The 19,404-nt window shown below is 72.5% G+C and carries 14 protein-coding genes and 1 tRNA gene; 3 read left to right on the top strand and 12 right to left on the bottom strand.

Features of this window, described 5'->3' with window-relative positions; genetic code table 11:
* Window positions 1–4,589: amino acid adenylation domain-containing protein (locus AB0L59_RS32805; protein WP_365590278.1), on the bottom strand; the 4,589-nt coding region annotated here is incomplete at its 3' end.
* 545 nt (window positions 4,590–5,134) lie between these two features.
* Here AB0L59_RS32805 and AB0L59_RS32800 point away from each other — a divergent pair.
* The gene (locus AB0L59_RS32800) at window positions 5,135–6,295 is read left to right on the top strand and encodes a cytochrome P450 (protein ID WP_365590277.1); all 1,161 of its coding nucleotides are present in this window, start codon (window positions 5,135–5,137) and stop codon (window positions 6,293–6,295) included.
* A gap of 71 nt (window positions 6,296–6,366) precedes the next feature.
* On the opposite strand, the gene AB0L59_RS32795 is transcribed toward AB0L59_RS32800, so the two are convergent.
* The 6 genes from AB0L59_RS32795 to AB0L59_RS32770 all read right to left on the bottom strand — a co-directional run bounded on the left by AB0L59_RS32795 (window position 6,367) and on the right by AB0L59_RS32770 (window position 13,683).
* Window positions 6,367–6,642 carry an acyl carrier protein gene (locus tag AB0L59_RS32795; protein ID WP_365590276.1) on the bottom strand — a complete coding sequence of 92 codons (276 nt, stop codon included), beginning with the start codon at window positions 6,640–6,642 and terminating at the stop codon, window positions 6,367–6,369.
* Between the two features lie 68 nt (window positions 6,643–6,710).
* A complete protein-coding gene (locus tag AB0L59_RS32790; protein ID WP_365590275.1) occupies window positions 6,711–8,450 on the bottom strand; it encodes an acyl-CoA dehydrogenase family protein in 1,740 nt (579 codons plus the stop codon).
* Window positions 8,447–10,135, bottom strand: a complete 1,689-nt coding sequence (locus AB0L59_RS32785; protein WP_365590274.1) for an acyl-CoA dehydrogenase family protein — start codon at window positions 10,133–10,135, stop codon at window positions 8,447–8,449. The genes AB0L59_RS32790 and AB0L59_RS32785 overlap by 4 nt, the downstream gene beginning before the upstream one ends.
* Window positions 10,132–11,877: a fatty acyl-AMP ligase gene (locus tag AB0L59_RS32780; RefSeq protein ID WP_365590273.1), complete on the bottom strand. Its 1,746-nt coding sequence runs from the start codon at window positions 11,875–11,877 to the stop codon at window positions 10,132–10,134. Before AB0L59_RS32780 ends, AB0L59_RS32785 begins: the two co-directional genes overlap by 4 nt.
* Before the next feature lie 189 nt (window positions 11,878–12,066).
* On the bottom strand, window positions 12,067–13,002 hold the full coding sequence (locus tag AB0L59_RS32775) for a TauD/TfdA family dioxygenase (protein ID WP_365590272.1): 936 nt from the start codon (window positions 13,000–13,002) through the stop codon (window positions 12,067–12,069).
* Between the two features lie 607 nt (window positions 13,003–13,609).
* Window positions 13,610–13,683, bottom strand: a tRNA-Pro gene (locus AB0L59_RS32770).
* A gap of 125 nt (window positions 13,684–13,808) precedes the next feature.
* Between AB0L59_RS32770 and AB0L59_RS32765 the strand changes: the two genes are divergently transcribed.
* Both AB0L59_RS32765 and AB0L59_RS32760 read left to right on the top strand, forming a co-directional pair.
* The gene (locus AB0L59_RS32765; protein ID WP_365590271.1) at window positions 13,809–14,516 is read left to right on the top strand and encodes a transketolase; all 708 of its coding nucleotides are present in this window, start codon (window positions 13,809–13,811) and stop codon (window positions 14,514–14,516) included.
* 31 nt (window positions 14,517–14,547) lie between these two features.
* On the top strand, window positions 14,548–15,444 hold the full coding sequence (locus AB0L59_RS32760) for a transketolase C-terminal domain-containing protein (RefSeq protein WP_365590270.1): 897 nt from the start codon (window positions 14,548–14,550) through the stop codon (window positions 15,442–15,444).
* Between the two features lie 138 nt (window positions 15,445–15,582).
* On the opposite strand, the gene AB0L59_RS32755 is transcribed toward AB0L59_RS32760, so the two are convergent.
* The 5 genes from AB0L59_RS32755 to AB0L59_RS32735 form a co-directional block, all read right to left on the bottom strand.
* Window positions 15,583–16,866 (bottom strand): MFS transporter, encoded by a 1,284-nt coding sequence (locus tag AB0L59_RS32755; protein ID WP_365590269.1) that lies wholly within the window; start codon window positions 16,864–16,866, stop codon window positions 15,583–15,585.
* A 95-nt stretch (window positions 16,867–16,961) separates the two neighbouring features.
* The gene (locus AB0L59_RS32750) at window positions 16,962–17,321 is read right to left on the bottom strand and encodes an MmcQ/YjbR family DNA-binding protein (protein WP_365590268.1); all 360 of its coding nucleotides are present in this window, start codon (window positions 17,319–17,321) and stop codon (window positions 16,962–16,964) included.
* A gap of 30 nt (window positions 17,322–17,351) precedes the next feature.
* Window positions 17,352–17,867 (bottom strand): GNAT family N-acetyltransferase, encoded by a 516-nt coding sequence (locus tag AB0L59_RS32745; protein WP_365590285.1) that lies wholly within the window; start codon window positions 17,865–17,867, stop codon window positions 17,352–17,354.
* A gap of 2 nt (window positions 17,868–17,869) precedes the next feature.
* Window positions 17,870–18,439 carry a helix-turn-helix domain-containing protein gene (locus AB0L59_RS32740; protein ID WP_365590267.1) on the bottom strand — a complete coding sequence of 190 codons (570 nt, stop codon included), beginning with the start codon at window positions 18,437–18,439 and terminating at the stop codon, window positions 17,870–17,872.
* 46 nt (window positions 18,440–18,485) lie between these two features.
* The gene (locus AB0L59_RS32735) at window positions 18,486–19,391 is read right to left on the bottom strand and encodes a LysR family transcriptional regulator (RefSeq protein WP_365590266.1); all 906 of its coding nucleotides are present in this window, start codon (window positions 19,389–19,391) and stop codon (window positions 18,486–18,488) included.
* Between the last annotated feature and the right edge of the window lie 13 nt (window positions 19,392–19,404).

Here is a 19,404-nt window from a genome sequence, read left to right as displayed (position 1 = left end):
ACCCCCACCGCCGTCTCGTTCCACTCCACCAACACCCGACGACGCTCACCCGCATCCAGCACCCCGACCGCACCCAACGCGATCTCCGAGCCGCCCGCGGCGGCACGCTCCAGGGCGACCAGCAGGTTCCACGTCGTCGTGCACAGCAGGGAGATGACGAGCCGCGGGTCCACGGAAGGCGCCACGTCGACGGTCACCCGCATGGCGTCATCGTCGTCGTCGACGTTCACCGCGAGCGGGTAGTTGGTGTACTCGCGGTAGTAGCGCAGTTCGACGCCGTCGAAGAGGGCGCCGCTCTTGCTGACGGAGCGGTCGTTGTGCCGAAAGTTGAACATGGAGGCGAACAGGGGGCTCTCGCCGTCCACGCCGCTGGCGTTCTGCGCGACGGCGAGCGGTGCGTGCTCGTGTTCGAGCAGTGCGGCCAGCTGGCTCCGCACCGCGCCGACGGCGGCGAGCACACCCAGGTCTCCGGTCTTGACGCGCACCGGCAGCAGGTTCATGAAGGGACCGAGCTGCCGGTCCGCCTCGGCGTCGGCGTTCATCCGGCCGAACAGCGCCGTGCCGAAGACCACGTCGTCGTGGCCGCTCACCGCCGCGAGCACCCGTGCCCAGGCGACATGCATCAGCGTCGCGGGGCTGGCGCCGACCTTACGGGCCACCCGGCGGAGCTTGCGCTCCAGGTCGGAGGCGATCCGGGTCTCGGCCTCGACCGTCTCCGTCCCGGGGCCGCGCGTCTCGAACAGCCCGAACGGCGCGGTCGGTTCGGTGACATCTCCCAGCAGCTCGGAGAAGAAGCGTTCGTGCGCTCCGCCGTCGAGGCCGGCCCGGGCCTGCACAACGACGTCGCGGAAGGGCAGCGGCTGCGGCAGCTCGGTGCCCCGCCCCTGCATGATCGCCTGGATCTCGGCGAGCAGCACCTCGACCGTGGTGTGGTCCTGGACCAGGTGGTGCAGCCGCAGCAGGGCCAGTCGGCGGCCGTCCGCGGTCTCCGCCGTGTGAAGTCCGAGCAGCGGGGCGCGGGTGAGGTCCACCGTGCGGTCGACCGCCGCCGCCAGTTCGGCCACGGGGTCGGTGGGCTGCGGGGCGAGGGACACCTCGGTCACCGGCAGCTCGGCGCGCCGCCACACCACCTGGACGGGTTCCGGCAGCCCTTCCCAGACGATCGCCGTGCGGAAGATGTCGTGCCGGTCCAGCACCTGCTGCAGCGCACCGGCGAAGGCGTCGAGCCGCCCTCGGGAGTCGAATTCGAGCACGAACGAGGCCAGATAGGTGTCGTCGTCCCCGTCGGCCATGAGGTGGTGGAACAGCAGGCCTTCCTGCAGCGGAGCCAGCGGGTAGACATCGGCGATGTTCGGCGCGCCGCCCTCGACGGTGGCCACCACGCGCGCCACCTCGTCGGCCGTGAGGTCGACGAGCGGCAGCATCTCCGGGGTGATCTCGACCGCGTCGGCGGGGATCAGGTTGGCCGGCACGGCGACCTCCCCGGCGCCCACGGAGCGGGCGAGGCCGGCCGGCGTCGGGGATTCGAAGAACGCCCGCACCGAGACGGACACGCCGAGCTTGCGGATCTTCCCCACCAGGCGGATCGCCATCAGGGACTGGCCGCCGAGCTGGAAGAAGTTGTCGTCGACACCGACCCGCTGCAGACCGAGGACCTCCGCGAACGCGGCACAGAGGATCTCCTCGCGCGCGTTGGCCGGGGCACGGCCGGTTCCGGCCCGGGCACCGAAGTCGGGAGCGGGCAGGGCCTTGCGGTCCAGCTTGCCGCTCATGGCCAGCGGCAGGGCGTCGAGGACGACGACGGCGGTCGGGACCATGTGCTCGGGCAGCTGCCCGGCCGCGAACGACCGGACCTGCTCGGCCAGGTTCTCGGCCGCGCCCTCGGGCACCACATACCCGACGAGCTGCACGTCGCCGGGTGTGTCCTCGCGGGCGATCACCGCGGCCCGGGCGACGAGCGGATGGGTGGTGAGGACGGCCTCGACCTCGCCCGGCTCGATCCGGTATCCGCGGATCTTCACCTGCTCGTCGGCACGACCCAGGTACTCCAGCTCGTCCTCACGCGTCCGACGTACGACGTCGCCGGTGCGGTACATCCGCGCGCCCGTCTCGAAGGGGTTCGCCACGAACCGCTCCGCCGTCAGCCCCGGACGCTGCACATAGCCGCGCGCCAGCTGCACACCCGCGATGTAGAGCTCGCCGGCGACACCGGGCACCACCGGCCGCAGGCAGTCGTCGAGAACGTAGAGCCGCATGTTGGCGATCGGCCGGCCGATCGGCACCGAATCGCCGAGCCGCTGTCCGGCCCGGACCTCGAACACGGAGCAGCCGACGACAGCTTCGGTCGGTCCGTACTCGTTCACCACCACGGACTCCGGAGCCCGCTCCAGCCAGTCCCGCACCACGGGACCGGGCAGGGCCTCGCCGCCGACCACCCAGGTGGCCGCCGCGGTCTCGACCTGAGTGCCCGTCAGTGTCGCGGAAAGCATGGGCAGATGTGCGGGGACGGCCTTCACCAGACCGAAGTTCCCGCCTGTCCGCAGTACGTCCGCGAGTCCCTCGGCACCGCCCTCGCGGCTCACCACGACAGGCGCTCCGGATATCAGCGGTATGACGACGCTGGTCACCGTCAGGTCGAAGGCGAGCGAGGAGTGCAGCGGCGCACCGCCCTCCGTGCCGTACGAACGGGTCGCCCACTGGGCGTAGTTCGCCAGCCCGGCGTGTGTGACGGCCACACCCTTCGGGCGGCCCGTCGATCCCGACGTGTAGATCACGTAGGCCAGGCCGTCCGCCGTCAGGGGTTCCTCGGGCGCCGTCGCGGGCAGGGCGGCCAGCCGTGCGGCCACCGGTGCGCTGTCCAGCGCCACGATGCCCCGGACGCCCGGAAGTTCGCCGAGCCGTGCCGTCGCGTCCGTGAGTGTGACGGCCGCGGCGCTGTCGGCCAGCAGATGGGCGATGCGCTCCGCCGGGTACTCCGGGTCGATCGGCAGGTAGCAGGCTCCTGCCTTCCACGCCGCGAGGATCGCCACGACCGCGTCCACGCCCCGCGGCAGGCAGACGCCCACCACGGACTCCGCGGCGGCCCCCTCGTCGAGCAGGAGGTGCGCCAGGCGGTTCGCGCGGGCGTCCAGTTCGGCGTACGACACCTCCGCGCCGTCCGCGACCACCGCCACGGCGTCCGGCGTGCGGGCGGCCTGCGCCGCGAACAGCTCCGGCACCAGGCTCGGACCGAAGTCGGCTGCGGTGTCGTTCCACTCGACGAGCACCCGCCGGCGCTCGTCCGCGTCCAGCAGGACGGAGCGGCTGACGCGTTCGTCGGCCCCGGCGGAGACGAGCCAGGTCGCCAGGGCGAGGAAGCGGCGGTACACCTCGTCCCCCGGCGCGAGCCCGGCCGCGTCGGGGTTGACGTCGACGGCGATCTCCAGTCCGGACCGGTCGTAGACGTCGATCCGGGTGCCGTCGACCGGCCCGCTGGCCAGGTTGTGCGCGGTGACGGTGCAGTCCCCGAACGGCAGTGCGTAGATGTCGAAGGACATCACGTTGATCATCAGGTCCCACAGGTCGCCCTCGCCGAGCGCCGCGTCGTGGAGCATCTCCTCGTAGCGGTAGCGCTGGTGGCGCAGGCCCTGGAACACCGCGCGGGTCGTACGCCGCACGAGGTCAGAGACGGTCGTGTCCGGGGTGATCTCCACCCGGATGGGCAGGACGTTGTTGGTCATGAGCGGAATCGCGAGATCACGTGTTCCGACGCGACCGCTGACCGGCACACCGACGACCACGTCCCGCCGGCCGGTGAGGTGGTGCTGGTAGAGCACGGCGGCGCTGATCATGAGTCCGGCGAAGTTGGTGCCCAGCCCGCGGGCCGCCGCCTTCAGGGTGGCGCCGACCGAGTCGTCGACGTCCTTCATGAACCGGACGGGGGCCCGCTGGGCCCGCCCCGCGTAGCTCCCGCCGAGGCCCTCGGCCTCCGGCAGCCCGGCCAGGACGCCTTGCCAGTACTCCCGGTCCGCCTCGTAGTCGGCGGAAGCCCGGTAGTCGCGTTCCGCCTCCATGAGCACGGTGCTGGACGGGAGGGCGGCCTCGTCCACCGAGCCGCCGTTCAGCAGGGCGTTGTAGATCTGCGAGAGCCGGCCGACGATCAGGCCGATGCTACGGCCGTCCAGGATGACGTGGTAGGCGCGCTGGTACCACAGGGTCAGCCGGGGGCCGGCCGTGAAGATCCTGATGCGGTAGAGGGCGCGGTCGGCCGCCCCCCGCTCCTGGCGGATGTCCTCCCACATCAGCCGCTCGGCGGCCGCACGCGGGTCGGCCTCGCCGCTGACGTCGACGACGTCCACCGGGTAGTCCGCCACCTCGTGGAAGTACTGCTGCGGCTGTCCGTCGACCTCGCGGATCCGCAGCCGAACGGCGTCCGCCTCCTCCATCAGGCGCCGCGAAGCCTGTACCAGGACGCCGAGATCCACGGCTCCGTCGAGCTCCAGGTACTCGCCGCCGTTGAAGTACGGGTTCTCGGGCGCGAGCTGATGGCTGTACCAGATCGCGAGCTGACCGGCCATCAACTCCCGGAGTCCACCCTCAGACGTAGCCATTCCCGCGCACTCCATTCGGTTCGACTTATCGGCCGGCAGGCGAAAGCACAAACCTCAAGCAGTACGCCGGTTCGACCGACACCCTGCGATGCAGTCATGAGGCGGGCCAGCCGGAACTGAATACTCGGCGTCCCGATGGAATCGCGAATGCGGACCTCTGCCGCAAAAGGCGTCCTCGACGCCGAACACGCTTCCCCCGGCACGCTCTCTCCACCGCCCGGGACGTGATCCACTATGGCTCAGGGACGCTGATGCGATCAATGAGCCGGGACCGTCCGAACGGCCCTGCCAAGCACGTGACATGGCAGGTCCGGGCAAGGACGTTCAACTGCGCCGCCGCGCCGGTTGAACACGGCCCCCACGTACGGCCCGAACACGGTTGACAGGTCGCAGGAAGGCACTTCCGCGTGCTTCGGCCGAGAGATCGGACGGCATTCCGCCAGCCCCTGGACCACATGCATGATATTTCGGTCTCGAATTCCGACGAACCTGTGAGGCATTCCATGCACAATGCGCCGGCCGAAACGGCCCCGCCGATCAATCTGGTGGACCCCGCACTGTATTCGCACGGCGATCCCTTTGTGCAGTGGCGCTGGCTCCGGGCCAACGATCCGGTGTACTGGCACCCCGCCACGGACCTGCCCGGCTTCTGGGCGCTGACCCGCTACGAGGACGTGCGCACCGCCTACCGGGACGCGGAGACCTTCAGCTCGGCCCAGGGAATCCTGCTCCGGCCGGCCGAGCACGGTACCGACCCCGGCGGCGGCCGTACCCTGGCCCTCACCGACGCGCCCCGCCACCGCCGGCTGCGCGGCCTGGTGGACGAGTGGTTCTCGGTGCGGTCGGTGCGCTCGCTCGAGGCGGAGATGGCGGGCATCACCAAGGTAATCGTCGACAAGGCACTTCAGCAGGGCGGTTGCGACTTCGTGGCGGACGTCGCCGCTCGCGTTCCGCTCTATGTGATCTGCAAGATGATGGGGGTGCCGGAGTCCGACTGGGAGTACCTCTACGACCTGACCAGCCAGGCCTTCGCGGCCGGCGACCCGCTGGACCGCCGCTTCGCCCATCTGAACATCCTCGGGTACTTCGAGACGCTGCAGGCCGAGAAGGCGCGGCGGCCGACGGACGACCTGGTGAGCGTGCTGGCGACGGCCACCGTGGACGGTGAGCGGCTCGGTGCGGAGGACGTCATCCTCAACTGCGACAACCTGCTGGTCGGCGGCACCGAGAACACCCGGATCTCCGCGGCCGGGGGCATGCTGGCCTTCCTCGAACACCCCGAGCAGTGGCGCAAGCTGGTCGAGGACAGGGAGCTGCTGCCGTCCGCGGTCGAGGAGGTCCTGCGCTGGACCTCGACCGCCACGCACATCATGCGGACGGCCACCCGGACCACCGAGATCCACGGCAAGTCGATCGAGGCGGGTGACCGGGTCGTCTTCTGGCTGCCGTCGGCCAACCGCGACGAGACGGTCTTCGACGACCCCGACACCTTCACCGTCACCCGCAAGCCCAACCGGCACCTTGCCCTCGGGTTCGGCGAGCACTTCTGCCTGGGCAGCGTGCTGGCCAAGGTGGAACTTCGGCTGCTGTACGGCGAATTGCTCGACCGGTCGGTGCGGGTGGAGGCGGCCGGCGAGCCCACGCTGTTGGACTCGATCGTCGTCAACGGCCCCGAGCGTCTCCCGGTCAGGCTGACCACGGCCTGACCCGGCCCATGGAGTGACACGACGGACGAAGGGCCGCCGGCAGAACCGGCGGCCCTTCGTCCGTCGTGCGCCTAGCGGTCGGCGATCAGCGGGGTGAGGGCGTCCGCGAGCGGGCCGATGGCGGGGTGGTCCCAGAGCAGGGTGGGCTCGACCTCGATGCCGTAGCGGTCCTCGATGTCGGCGCACAGGCCGAGCACATACACCGAGTCGAGGCCGTATTCGGACAGCGGAGCCTCGAAGTCGATGTTCTCTGCGGGGACCCGGACGCTCGCGGCCACGCAGCCGCGCAGCCACTGACGGATGTCTTCCGTGTCGACGGCGTCCGCGTGGTCGGTGGTCTCGGCCATGGAATCTCCCTGGTTGTCGGTTGTGAGAGTCGTCGTGTCGTGTGTGTGGGGTCGCGGATCCGACCGGATCACGCGCCGGTGGGGCGGGATGCGTGGTCGAACGTGAGGCCGGCGTCGTGGCGCCGGAGGAGCTCCGCGTACAGGCGCTCGGTGAGCGGCTCGGGCAGTGGCTCGTGGTGGCGCCCGGCGTGGGCGCCCAGCCGGTGCAGCGCGGCCAGGACCCAGGCGGGCTCGGCGCCCAGGCCCTGCCCGTCCTGCGGCCTCTCCCACCACAGGCCCAGGCAGGCCGCCGCGGCGAGCGCCGACGCCCACCGGGTTGTCAGGTCGAAGGCCTCGGGCGCTGCTGCGGGGCCCAGCTGGTCGGGGGTGAGCAGCGCGGCCTCGGCGGACAGCGCCCGCACCTCGGCGGCGTACTCCGCAGCCTGTACGGCGATCGCCCGGTCCTCGCCGGTGCGCCGCTCGGCTCCCTGGAGGAGGGTGCGGGAGAGCGGATCGCGTCCGCCGGCGGTGATGGCCAGAGCGCCGAAGTCCATCGGCGGCAGGGCCTCCCCGGGCCGGAAGGTGGCTGCGGGCAGGGCCGGGCCGTCCTCCTTGCTCCAGGTCCGTCGGGCGGTCAGCGGCAGTTGAGGCAGCAGCGCGGACTGGCAGGACACCCGCGAGGCGTGGCCGAACGCCGAGGGCAGCACGTCACGCTGCAGCTTCTGGAACAGCGGCTGCTCCGCGTCGCGCAGGTAGAACTGCGAGCCGAGCAGGTCGCCGAGCCGACGTACGGCCGCCATCAGCAGTGCGGGGACGAGGAGTTTGACCGCCGAGGCGTAGACGGAGCACTGGGCGGGGGCGGTGTGCGCGGCGCGGGCGGCCACCGTGACGAACGCGTCCGCCAGCAGCAGGTCGGCGAAGGCTTCGGCGAGCACCGTCCGGGACAGGGCCAGGTCGGCGGCGCTCCCGCCGTACAGCCGGCGGCCGAGGGCGCCGCGCAGGGCGGTGCGCAGCGCGGTGTCAAGCAGGCCGGCGGTCATGCCGGGCAGGGCGATCCGGGTGATCTGGAAGGAGCGCTGGGCGGTCTCCAGTCCGTGGCCGCCAGTACCGACCACGGCTTCGGCCGGGACGGGACAGTCGGTGAACTCGATACCGCCGAGCGGCACTCCCCGCATTCCGGCAGTGCCGAAGCGAGGCAGCCGGGTGACGGTCTCGGGGGGCAGCCGGTCGGTCTCCAGCAGCAGCTGTGAGTGACTGCGGCTGCCGGGGGCGTCGCTGGTGCGGGCGAAGAGCACGATGGCCTCGGCCCGGGCGATGTTGGCCACCACCTCCTTGCGGCCGTTGAGGAGCAGCCGCCCGTCCGGACCGGGCAGCGCGGAGACCTCGGCGCGGGCGAAGTCGTTGCCGTGGGCCAGTTCGTGGTAGCCGCAGGCCACCCGATCGCCGGAGAGCAGGTGCCCGGCGAGCCGCGCCTGCTGCTCGGCGCTGCCCGCGGTCCAGACGTTGACGGCGGCCATGAAGGAGCCGACGCCGTAGCCGAGGCCCAGGCAGGGGTCGCGCCGGTAGACGGCACGCATGACGGCTATGAGCTCCTCCGGCCCGGTGAAGCGGCCGCCCAGGGCCTGCGGGACGAAGTGGGCATTCAGGCCGAAGGCGGTGAGCATCTCCTCGCCGGCCGCGAGCGGGGTGTCCTGGGCGTCGGCGGCGAGCACCGCGGTGCGGCCGACCGGGTTGGCGGGGTCACCGGCGTCGCCGAACAGGGCCTCCAGCCGGTCGCTCGGGGCGGCGGCTGCGGGGAGGGGGCTCCCCGCAGGGTCGACGAGGGTCATCGGACCGGTTCCTCCACGGAGTGCGCGAGTGGCGGGACGAGGGGCTCGTAGGCGTCGGAAGGCGGACGGTGGCCGGGCACCAGCAGCTCCAGGCACCGCTCGAGGGCAGCGGTCAGGGTCACCGCGCGCTCCCGGCCGCCTGGAGAGGCGAGCAGGTGGAGGGCGGCGCCGCCGGCGAAGCACAGCTCGAAGCGCCGAGCGACGGCGAAGGCCGCGGCCGGAGCGTTCCCCGCGCTCGGCGGCAGTTCGGCCATCGCGTCCGCGAGCGCCCGCGTCTGCGCCGAAAGCGCGGTGGCCAGTTCGCCGGCGCGCTCCGGCAGGGAGCCGGCCGCGGCCGGCGCGGCGATCCGCCCGGCGACGTCCGGCACCGCCTGCACAATGCTGCAGCCCGTGCGGCTCACCAGGCGCAGGGTCCGGAAGTCGAGATCGGGCAGCGGGGTCTTCCCGGTGACCGCGGCGAGGCCGGCCGCGTCGTGGGCGCCGGTGCGGATCATCCTGGCCAGCAGGGGGAACTGGGCGATGAGCAGTGAGCGGTTGACCGCCGTGCTGCCGTCGAAGACAGCCACGATCCGATGGTCGCGTTCCAGCTTCTGGAAGGCGCCGTCCGCGTGCTGGTCCGTCAGGAAGCCTCGGGCACCCATGACTTCGGCGAGGTCGTCGACGGCCTGCTGGACGATCCAGGGCACCCCGGCCTTGACCGCGGCCGAGACGGTGCTCATCTCGCCGGTGAGCCCTTGGGCGCAGCGCGCCGCCAGCAGGGTCGCGGCGTCGGCGAGGGCCAGTGAGGCGGCGGCCCGGCCCAGCGTGCGCCGGGCCAGCGGCAGAAGCAGCAGCCGGGTGCCGTACAGGGCGCGCCCGGCGGCGAACTCGGTGGCCAGGCGCAGCGCGTGCTCGCCGGCGCCCAGGGAGAGCGCCACGCACATGGTGCGGGTGAGCTGCAGCGCGCTGAGGACGATGCCCAGGCCGTCGCCGGTCCTGCCGATCAAAGCGTCGGCAGGGACGGGCGCGTCGTTCAGACGGATCCCGCTGATGTCCGCGCCGCGGATGCCGTGGGTGGGCTCCTTGGGCAGGGGCTGCCAGGCACCCGCCGGAAGAGTGGACTTGTCGACCAGGAAGAGACTGAAGCCGCGCGGTCCGCCGTCCGGGCCGGTACGCGCGAGGACGCAGAGAAACCGGCCCCGGGTGGCGTTGTTGATCGGCCACTTCTCGCCGGTGAGCCGCCATCCGCCGCCCGGTGCGGGCGTCGCGGTCAGGTTGCCGGCCAGCAGGTCGCTGCCGATGCCCGGCTCGGTCAGGCCCCAGGCGACCACCGCGTGCTCGTCGAGCACCAGGGCGGCAAGGGCCCGCTGCTGCTCCTCGGTCCCGGCGATCCAGGTCGACACGGAACCGAGGAAGGTCTTGCCATGGGCCACGGCGGCAGTGAGGTCGCGGGCGGCCACCACACGCAGGGCGTCGACCAGTTCGGGCAGGCCCCCGGGGGCTCCGCCGAGCCGGGCCGGTACGTAGGCGCGGGGGAAGCCGGCCGCGTCCAGCAGGGCACACTCCTGGTCGGGGAACGCCTCCGCGGCATCCAGCTGCGCGGTGCGCCGCCCGCTGAACGGGCCGCCCGCCGCGGCCGCCACGTCCATCGCCTCGGCCAGCCGCGCGGAAACGCCGACGGGCCACTGCGGCACGTGCGCGCTCACCCGGCCGCTCCCGCCAGGGCCGCGCTGACGCCGGGGGCCAGGTCCGCGTACAGCGGCGAAAGGTCCCCCGCCAGGAACAGGCCGCGCATCTCGCCGCGTTGAACCTTGCCGCTGGTGGTCTTGCGCACGGCGCCGGGCCGCAGCAGCACGATGCCCGCGGCGTGCACGCCGAACTCGCGGTGCACGGTGGCGCGCATGGCGACGGCGAGCTCGCGCAACTGCTCCTCGGTGAACCGGCCGCGGACCTCGTGCACCACCACGACCTCCTCCTGCGGCACGGGCACGGTGAAGGCGGTACCGGCCAGGGACGCCAACTGCCGGTGCTGCAACCGGAGTTCGTGTTCGATGTCGTGCGGGTAGAGGTTGCGGCCGTGCACGATGAGCAGGTCCTTGGTGCGGCCGGTGACATAGATCTCGCCGTCGACGAGCGCGCCGAGGTCGCCGGTGCGCAGATAGGGTCCGTCGCCGTCGGCGGTACGGGCGTGGAAGATCTGCTCGGTCGCGTCCGGGCGGTGCCAGTAGCCCCTGGCGGCACTCGGTCCGCGCAGCCAGATCTCGCCGGTCGTGCCGTCGGGCAGCACGGTTCCCTGCTCGTCGACGATGCGCACGTCGAAGTCCGGTACATCGCCGCAGCCGACGAGTTCGCGCACCGGGGCCCCCGGCTCGGGGTCCTGTACGAGGTGCTTCTCCAGCGCCTGCGCGTCGACGGCCCGGAAGACCGGCGGCCGTGTCGCACGGGCGGAGATGAACACGGTGGCCTCGGCCATCCCGTAGGAGGGGGCGAAGTGCTCGGCCCGGAAGCCGGCCGGGGCGAAGCGTTCGGCGAACTCCCGCAGCGTGCTGGCCTGGATCGGCTCGGAACCGTTGCAGGCGAACCGCCAGCGGGACAGGTCGAGTCCGGCTGTCTGCTCCTCGGTGACCCGCCGGGTGCACAGTTCGTAGGCGAAGTTGGGCGCCGCGGAGAGGCCGATGTCGTAGCGGTCGATCAGCCTCAGCCAGTGGTGCGGACGTTTGAGGAAGGCCATCGGCGACATCAGCACGACCCGGCTGCCGAGGAAGAGGCCGGGCAGCGTCTGCGCCATCAGGCCCATGTCGTGGTAGAGGGGGATCCAGCCACCGAAGTTGGTCTCCTCGCCGAAGCCGAGGGCCGCACCGAAACTGGCCGCGTTGTGCAGCAGGTTGGCGTGGTCGACCATGACGCCCTTGGGGTCGCCGGTCGAGCCGGAGGTGTACTGCAGCAGCGCCAGGTCCTGGACGGTCGCGCCGTGGTCGCGCCAGCTCGCGCCGTCGCCGAAGTCGGGGGCGTCGCTGGCGGCGACCGGCAGCTCGAGCCCGCTGTCGGCGGCCCACTGCTGCGCCTCGTGCAGCTGGCCGAGGTCGGTGAGGGCCACGCTCAGATCCGCGTCGCCGGCGATCTTCGTCACCCGGCGCTGCTGGTACTGGAACTGGCCCGGCATCGGCGAGGGGACCGCGACGACCCCTGCGTACAGGCAGCCGAGGAAGGCGGTGACGAAGGGCAGCCCGGCCGGGTGCAGCAGCATCGCCCGGTCGCCGGGCGCACATCGCTCCTGCAGCCAGGAGGCCACCCGGCGGGCCTCCGCGTCGAGTTGGGCGTAGGTCAGGCTCTGGGCGCCGTCGGGCGCCTCGTGGTCGGCGACGTAGGTGACGGCCGTCCGGTCTCCCCGCTCTGCCGCGTGACGGCGCAGCAGATGGACCACGCTGGTCTCGTGGGTCAGGTTCACTGGGCTCTCCTCTCCGCGCGGGCCGCACCACAGGGGCGTGCCCGCGTACCGGTCGTAGCGGCCCGGGCTGCGCAGCGGAGGACCGCACCGGGCAAGCGGGGAAGGACTGGCCGGCACCGGAACACCGGGGGGATCCCAGCGGAGCACTGCGCACCGGTGTCGTGACGGACGTCGCGGAACGTCTCCGCGCTACGGGCGGAAGGGCTCGGCCATGGCGACCGCGATGCGGCGCGGGCCGGTGAACGGCTCCCGGCCGTGCGAGGTCAGCATGTTGTCGATGACCAGCACATCGTGCTGTCGGTAGTCGAAGCGCGCGGTGGCGCCCCGGTAGCACTCCCGTACGTGGGCGATCACGTCGTCGGGGATGCTGCCGCCGTCGCCGAAGTAGGTGTTCGTCGGCAGGTCCGGCTCGTCGAACATCTCCAGCAACCCGTCGCGGATCACCTCGTCCAGGGTGGTGACGTGGAAGAACGCCGCATGGTTGAACCAGACCTGCTCGCCGGTCACCGGGTGGGTGTGCACGGCCTGCCTGACAGCCGTGGTGCGCAGGCCGTCGCCCGGCAGCCAGGCCGCCCCGATGTCGTTCGACGCGCAGTACGCCTCCACGGCGGCGCGGTCGTCGGTGTTGAACACATGTTGCCAGGACAGGCCGATCCCGGGGTGGAAGTTGCGGACCACCTGCCAGCCCCGCCTGGTGAATTCCTCGCGCACCGAGTCGTCGAGCCCTGCGAGCACCTCGCGGGTGCCGGCCAGCGAGGTCGCTCCCAGTGTCAGCGGGGGCTGTACGCAGTAGAAGTACAGCGCCATGGGCCATGACCGCTGGTAGGAGTTCTCGTTGTGGAGAAAGATCTCCTCGTTCGGCGGGTAGTCGGTGGAGGTGTACACCTGGCCCTGGATGGCATGGCGCGGTGAGGAGCGCTCGGTGTAGGTCAGCGGATCACCCGACAACCCGCGGACGACGGAGTCGAAGGCGGTCACGTCCGGAACCGAGAAGCCGCGCAGGAGCAGGGCCCCGTGGTCGAGCAGGGCGGCCCGCAGCTCGTCCCGCTGCGCCTCGACCCGCTCGGCGAGACTCTCGTTCCCGTCCGACTCGATCACGAGTGGAAGTGCTCGGCTCTGACTCATGCGTCGGGTGGTCCCTTTCGAATCGGTGCGCGACGCGCCGGCATGGCCGCACGCGGATGCCGGCCGACGTGGCGGGTGTCGTCCGCGGAAGCCCGGTATCCATGTCATCGACGACCGTTGGACAGGAGCGCGAGCCGTGGGTCTGGCGCGTCGGCGGGGCGGGGCGGGCCAGGGGCTCGGCTCTCCCGGAGTGTGCCCCAGCGGGCCGACGGGCCGCCACCTCCGCCGTGCTGATCAACTGCGGCCCCGCCCCGGTTGAACGCGGGCCCCGGTCCGGAACACCGCACGGCCGGCGGCCACCCCCTGGGTTCGCGTCGTCACGCGTCGGAACGACGGACAGGGACCTGCGCCCCCTTGACGTCCAGCAGTCAGGGCCGCAGGAACGCGAGCCCTGTGGTCCCCGACCGGTCCACGCAGGGCGGCCGGGTGGGACGCTGCGTCGCGGGTGCGGGTGCGGGCTCGGCGTCCGGGGCTCGGGAAGACCGCGACGGGGGCGAGCGCGAACAGGCCCGGCAGGCCCACGCAGACGAGAGCACAGGTCCCCGGGAAAGAACAAGAGGCTGTTCCGGGTCTCCCCGAAACAGCCTCCGACCTGCGTCTTCACAAGTCGGGACGACAGGATTTGAACCTGCGACCCCTTGACCCCCAGTCAAGTGCGCTACCAAGCTGCGCCACGTCCCGGTGCCGTTTGACCTGGGGTTTCCCCGGTCGAAACGCGCATGGAAACAATACCGCACTCCGCTCGGTGGTCGCGCACCCGTTTCCCGGTTGACCTCAAGTTTGGTTGAGGTTGCACGATCTTCGGCATGACGACGACGGCGGCCGAAAGCCGCACCCACGGGTACGAGAACCTGCCCGGCCTGATGAGTCTCATGACCGGCGACGAGAAGCACGGACCGGCGGCCACCTCCACTCTCGACGTGTTGTGGGTGCTCTACGACCGGGTGCTGCGGGTGACGCCGGAGCGGCTGGCCGATCCGGCCCGGGACCGGTTCCTGCTGAGCAAGGGGCACGGCCCCATGGCGTACTACGCGGTGCTGGCCGCGAAGGGGTTCCTGCCGGTGGACCGGCTGCCCGGCTTCGGGTCGTACGACTCGCCTCTCGGGCACCACCCGGACCGGGTGCTGGTGCCGGGCGCCGAGATCGGCAGCGGCTCGTTGGGGCACGGGCTGCCGATCGCGGTGGGCAGCGCGCTGGGGCTGCGGGCGCAGGGGCTGCACGACCCGGCGGTCTGGGTACTGATCGGGGACGCCGAGCTGGACGAGGGCAGCAACCACGAGGCGATCGGCTTCGCCGGGCCGGCCCGTCTGGAGCGCCTGCACACGATCGTGGTCGACAACTCCTCGGCCAGCCACGCCCTGCCCGGCGGGATCGCCGCCCCGTTCGCGGCGGCGGGCTGGTCGGCGGTGACCGTCGACGGGCGCGATCACGAGGCGCTGTACACCGCGTTTACCGCGCCCCATCCCGGGCGGCCGCACGTGGTCGTGGCCCGCGTCGAGCCGAAGAACGCCTGACTCTCCCCGCTCATCGGAAAGGGCACCCTACATGGACACCATGCGTGACCGTTTGGCCCCCGTCGTCTCCCGGCTGCTGGACGAGGACCCGCGGGTCGCGGTGGTCCTAGCCGAGATCGGCAAGGACGGCTTCCGCGAGGCCATGGTCCGGCATCCCGACCGTGTCGTCAACGTCGGCATCCGCGAGCAGCTGCTGGTGGGGGCGGCGGCGGGGATGGCGCTGACCGGGCTGCGGCCCGTGGTGCACACGTTCGCCAGCTTCCTCGTGGAGCGGCCGTTCGAGCAGGTCAAGCTGGATCTCGGGCATCAGGACGCCGGGGCGGTGCTGGTGAGTGCGGCCGCCTCCTTCGACTGGCCGGCCGGCGGCTACACACACATGGCCCCGGGCGACGTGGCGCTGCTGGACACCCTGGACGGCTGGACCGTGCATGTGCCCGGGCATCCGGACGAGGCCGAGACCCTGCTGCGCCACGCGGTCGCCGCGGGCGACGACAAGGTGTACGTACGGCTGTCCGTGCAGGCCAACCGGCAGGGACGGGTGATCGGCGGCAAACACCTCGTCACGGTCCGCGAGGGCCGCCGCGGCGTGGTCGTCGCAGTCGGCCCGATGCTGGACCCGGTCCTCGCCGCCACGGAGGGCCTGGACGTGACCGTGCTGTACGCGACGACGGTACGGCCCTTCGACGCGGCGGGGCTGCGCCGGGCCACGGAGGCGGCCGGCACCGACGTCGTGCTGGTCGAGCCGTATCTCGCGGGCACCTCCACGACGGCGGCGAGCGAGGCCCTGTCCGACGTGCCGCACCGGGTGCTGGGCCTCGGCGTGGGCCGCCGGGAACTGCGCCGTTACGGGACCATCGAGGAACACGTGGCCACGCACGGTCTGGATCCGGCGAGCCTGCGGGCACGGTTCGGACGCTTCACGGGGTAGCTGCGGGCAGTCGTGCCGCCGGGGCCGGCACCGGTGGGCGCTCGGGGACACCCCCTGGGGAAGGCACCCGGCAAGCACCGGGCGAGCGACCCGACCGCGGCCGGCACCAGCGCGGGGCATCCGCACGGGCCTGTGCGCTCAGTGCGCCTGTGCATCCGCCCGGACCAGGTCCCGTATCGCCGGGACAGCGAGCAGGGCCACGGCCACCGCCAGGCTGGTCGCGGCGGCGATGAGCAGGACGTGACCGGCGCCCAGCGCGTCGGCCGCCGGGCCTGCGAGGGCCTGGCCCACGGGCATCATGGCGAGGGAGCCCGCCACGTCGTAGGCGTGGATGCGGTTGAGGACGTCGGGCGGGACCTGGGTCTGCACGCTCGTCGCCCACATCACTCCCCAGAACGACATCCCCGCGCCGGCCACGGCCGCTCCGGCGGCCATCGCCGGCACGCCGAGGCCCGCGCCGACCGCCGCCGGAAAGCCGAAGAAGGCGAACAGGGAGAGCGCGCCGGCACGCAGCATCCGGCGGGGCCGCAGCCGGAGGGCGAGCAGGCCGCCGACGACCGTGCCCGCGCCGAGGGCGGAGTTGACCAGGCCGTAGGCTCGCGGACCGTGCTGCTGAACGACCTCCGTGGCCACGAGCGGCACGGTCGGGCCCCACACGGCGATCATGTACAGGCACCAGACGGCGATCACGCCCCACAGCCAGGTCCGCGACCGGAACTCCCGCCAGCCCTGGACCAGATCGGCCCGGAAGGCGCGCATCCCGCGACCGGTGGCGGCACGGGCGCCCTCGGGCAGCGGTGGCAGCCGCAGGAGCAGCAGGCACAGGGCGCTCGTCGCGTAGGTGGCGGCGTGCGCGGCGAACACTCCGCCGGGTGAGGCGAAGCCGACGAGGAGGCCGGCGACGGCCGGGCCGGCGAGCTGGGCGGCGGACTCGGCGATCCGGATGGCGCCGTTCGCGCCCTGGATGTCGGCGGCCAGCCGGGGCACCGTACTGGCCACGCCCGGCTGGAACACCGCTCCCGCCACGCCGTTGACGACACCGATCGCGCAGACCTGCCACAGCACCACGTGCCCGGCGAAGAACAGGCCGGCGGCGAGGGACTGGGTGACGAGCCGGACCAGGTCGGCACCGATCATCAGCCTGCGGGTGCTGAACCGGTCGGCGATCACCCCGCCGAAGACGACGAGTCCGGCGAACGCGGCCGCCGTCGAGGCCATGGCGAGGCCGACGGCGCCCGCGCCGTACCCGTGCTCCAGCAGACCGGCGGCGAGCGCCACGGGCAGCATGGTGTCGCCGAGCCGGGCGACGGCCCTGGCCACGAAGAACAGGGCGAAGTCCCGCGACCAGACGGTCTGTGCGCCGGCCTCGGGCCGGCCCGCCCCCCTCGCGCTGATGTCGTGCCGTGCGTCCGTACCCGTCATCGCGGATGCTCCCTCCCCGCCGCCCCCTGCGGTGTCGCGCCCCGTCTGCGCCGCGCGGGATCATGCCACGCCCCGGCTCGCGCGCACGGGTATTTTCACTCCCCGGGCGGCAGTCCCAACTCGGGATGGGCGTCGAGGAGTCGGGGCGGGGCCGCCTGACGCCAGGAGTCGGTGAGGATGTCCCGCAGCTCGCCCTCGTCCTCCAACGCGCCGAGTCTCGCCCGCACCCAGGCGAACTGGGCCTCGTGATCGGCGATCCAGAACTTCTCCGGCTCGGCCAGCACCAGTTCGTCGCGTTCCTCCTTGGGGCAGCGCACGGCGATGGACGTCTCGTCCTCGGGCAGGGTCGCGAACATCTTCCCGGCCACCCGGAACGTGGGCATGCTCCAGGCGGTCTTCTCCGTGGTGTCCGGCAGGGACAGGGCGATACGGCGTACGTCTTCGGCATCCGGCATGCAACGCACCGTAGACCCTGGCACTGACAGTCACCCTCCGAGCCGCTTGAAATACAGCGTCGTCGGCCGCAGCTCGCCCGCGGGGTTCGCCGCGTAGTCGGGGATGACGCCGGCCCGGGTCCAGCCGGCTGAGCGGTAGAGGTGCTCGGCGGGGCTGCCGGTCTCGGTGTCGAGGTGGAGCAGGGTGATGCCGGAGGCAGCGGCGGCGGCCTCGGCGGTGTCGAGCAGCCGGCGGCCGAGTCCCCGGCCGCGTGCCGAGCGGTGCACCATCAGTTTCACGAGTTCCGCGCGGTGGCGGCTGTTGGGCTTGTCGGGGTGGGCCAGGCTCACGGTGCCGGCCGGTCGGCCGGTGGCGTCGAGGGCCGCCCACACGGTGAGCCGGCCCGCCTCCGCCGCCTCCGCCCGCTCCCGCCACCAGGCGGCGGCCTCCTCATGGGCCGGCGGAGCGAGAAAGCCGACCGAGGCGCCGCCCGCCACGATGTCGGCCAGCAGCTCCCCCAACTCACCGGCCTGCTGCCGCACTTGCGCCGCGCTCCAGCGCTCCACCCTCACGGTCGCACCACCGCCAGCACGTACCGCGCCTCGACGGGGCCGGCGCACCGGAACCGGGTCGGGCCGAAGACGCGCATCCGCAGGCAGTCTCCGGGCTCCAGGTGATGGACGTGTTCTCCGTCGGTCACCTCCAGGGCGCCGTCGAGCACCCACAGATGCTGTTCCAGACCGGTCACGGGCGGGCGGTCGTAGGAGATGTCGGCGCCCGGCGCGAGGCGGCCCTCGACCAGTTCGCCGCGGAGTCCGGCATGCGGCGGGGACACCGACCTCCGGACGAAACCGGAGTGGGGGTCCTCCCATGTCCGCTGCTCGGCGGCCCTCACCAGCGGCGCGGGTGCCGCCTCGACCTCGCTGAGCAGCTGTGACATGGTGCGGCCGTAGACATGGCAGAGGCGGTTCAGCAGGGCGGCGGTGGGACTGGTCTCCGCGCGTTCGGCGCGCGACAGGGTCGACCGGCTCACTCCGCTTCGCTCGGCCAGCTCTCCCAGGGACCAGCCGTGCTGGGTGCGCAGTTCGGTCAGCCGGGCGCCGATCCGGGTGTCGAGGGCATCCTCGGGGCTTCTCATATCCGGGACGCTATCCCGGATATGAGACGCGCGGGTTACGGAAGCCTCACGTCCCCTGCCCCGCCTTCGCCAGCGCCTCCAGCACCGGCCGGATCAGCGGGTGCCCCTCGGCTCCGCGCCGTACGGCGGCGAAGACGCGGCGGGTGGGGGCCACGCCGTCGACGGGGCGCACGACCACACCGGTGAGGTCCATGCCGTTCAGCGCGGAGCGCGGTACGAGGGCCACGCCCGCGTCGGCCGAGGCGAGGGCGACGACGGCGCGGAAGTCGTCGGAGGAGTGCTCCAGACGAGGCTGGAAGCCGGCGTTCTCGCAGGCGAGGACGACCACCTCGTGGCAGGGGTTGCCGGGGTACGGGCCGATCCAGGGGTCCTTGGCCAGCTCGGCGAGGGGGACCTCGGCGGTGTCGGCGAGCCGGTGACCGACGGGTACGACCGCGTCGAACGGCTCGGCGTAGAGCGGGACATGGGCGAGCCGGGGGTCGTCGGCGGGCGGGGCGCCCCGGTACTCCACGGCGACCGCGACGTCGACCTGCCGGTCCAGCACCATGGGCAGGCTCTCGTCGCCCTCGGCGTCCTGGACGCGGATACGGATGCCGGGCGCTGTGTGGGCGAGCCGGGCCACGGCCGGGGCCACGACCTGGGCGATGCCGGTGGCGAAGGCGGCCACGGTGACCGTGCCCGCCTCGCCCGAGCCGTACGCGGCCAGCTCCGCCTCGGCCCGCTCCAGCTGGGCGAGGACCGCGTTGGTGTGGCTGAGCAGGATCTCGCCGGCGGCGGTGAGCCGTACGCCTTTGGCGCTGCGCTCGACCAGGCGGTGGCCGGTCTCCTGCTCCAGGGCCGTGAGCTGCTGGGAGACGGCCGAGGGGGTGAGATAGAGCGCGGCGGCTGCCGCCGTGACCGTGCGGTGGTCGGCCACCGCACGGAGGATGTGGAGCCGCCGTGCCTCGATCATGCCCTCCATTATC

It is taken from the genome of Streptomyces sp. NPDC052109, from assembly GCF_040680195.1.
Lineage (GTDB): Bacteria > Actinomycetota > Actinomycetes > Streptomycetales > Streptomycetaceae > Streptomyces.
Note: the sequence above shows the minus strand (reverse complement) of the source record. Positions and strands in the feature narration are given on the sequence as shown.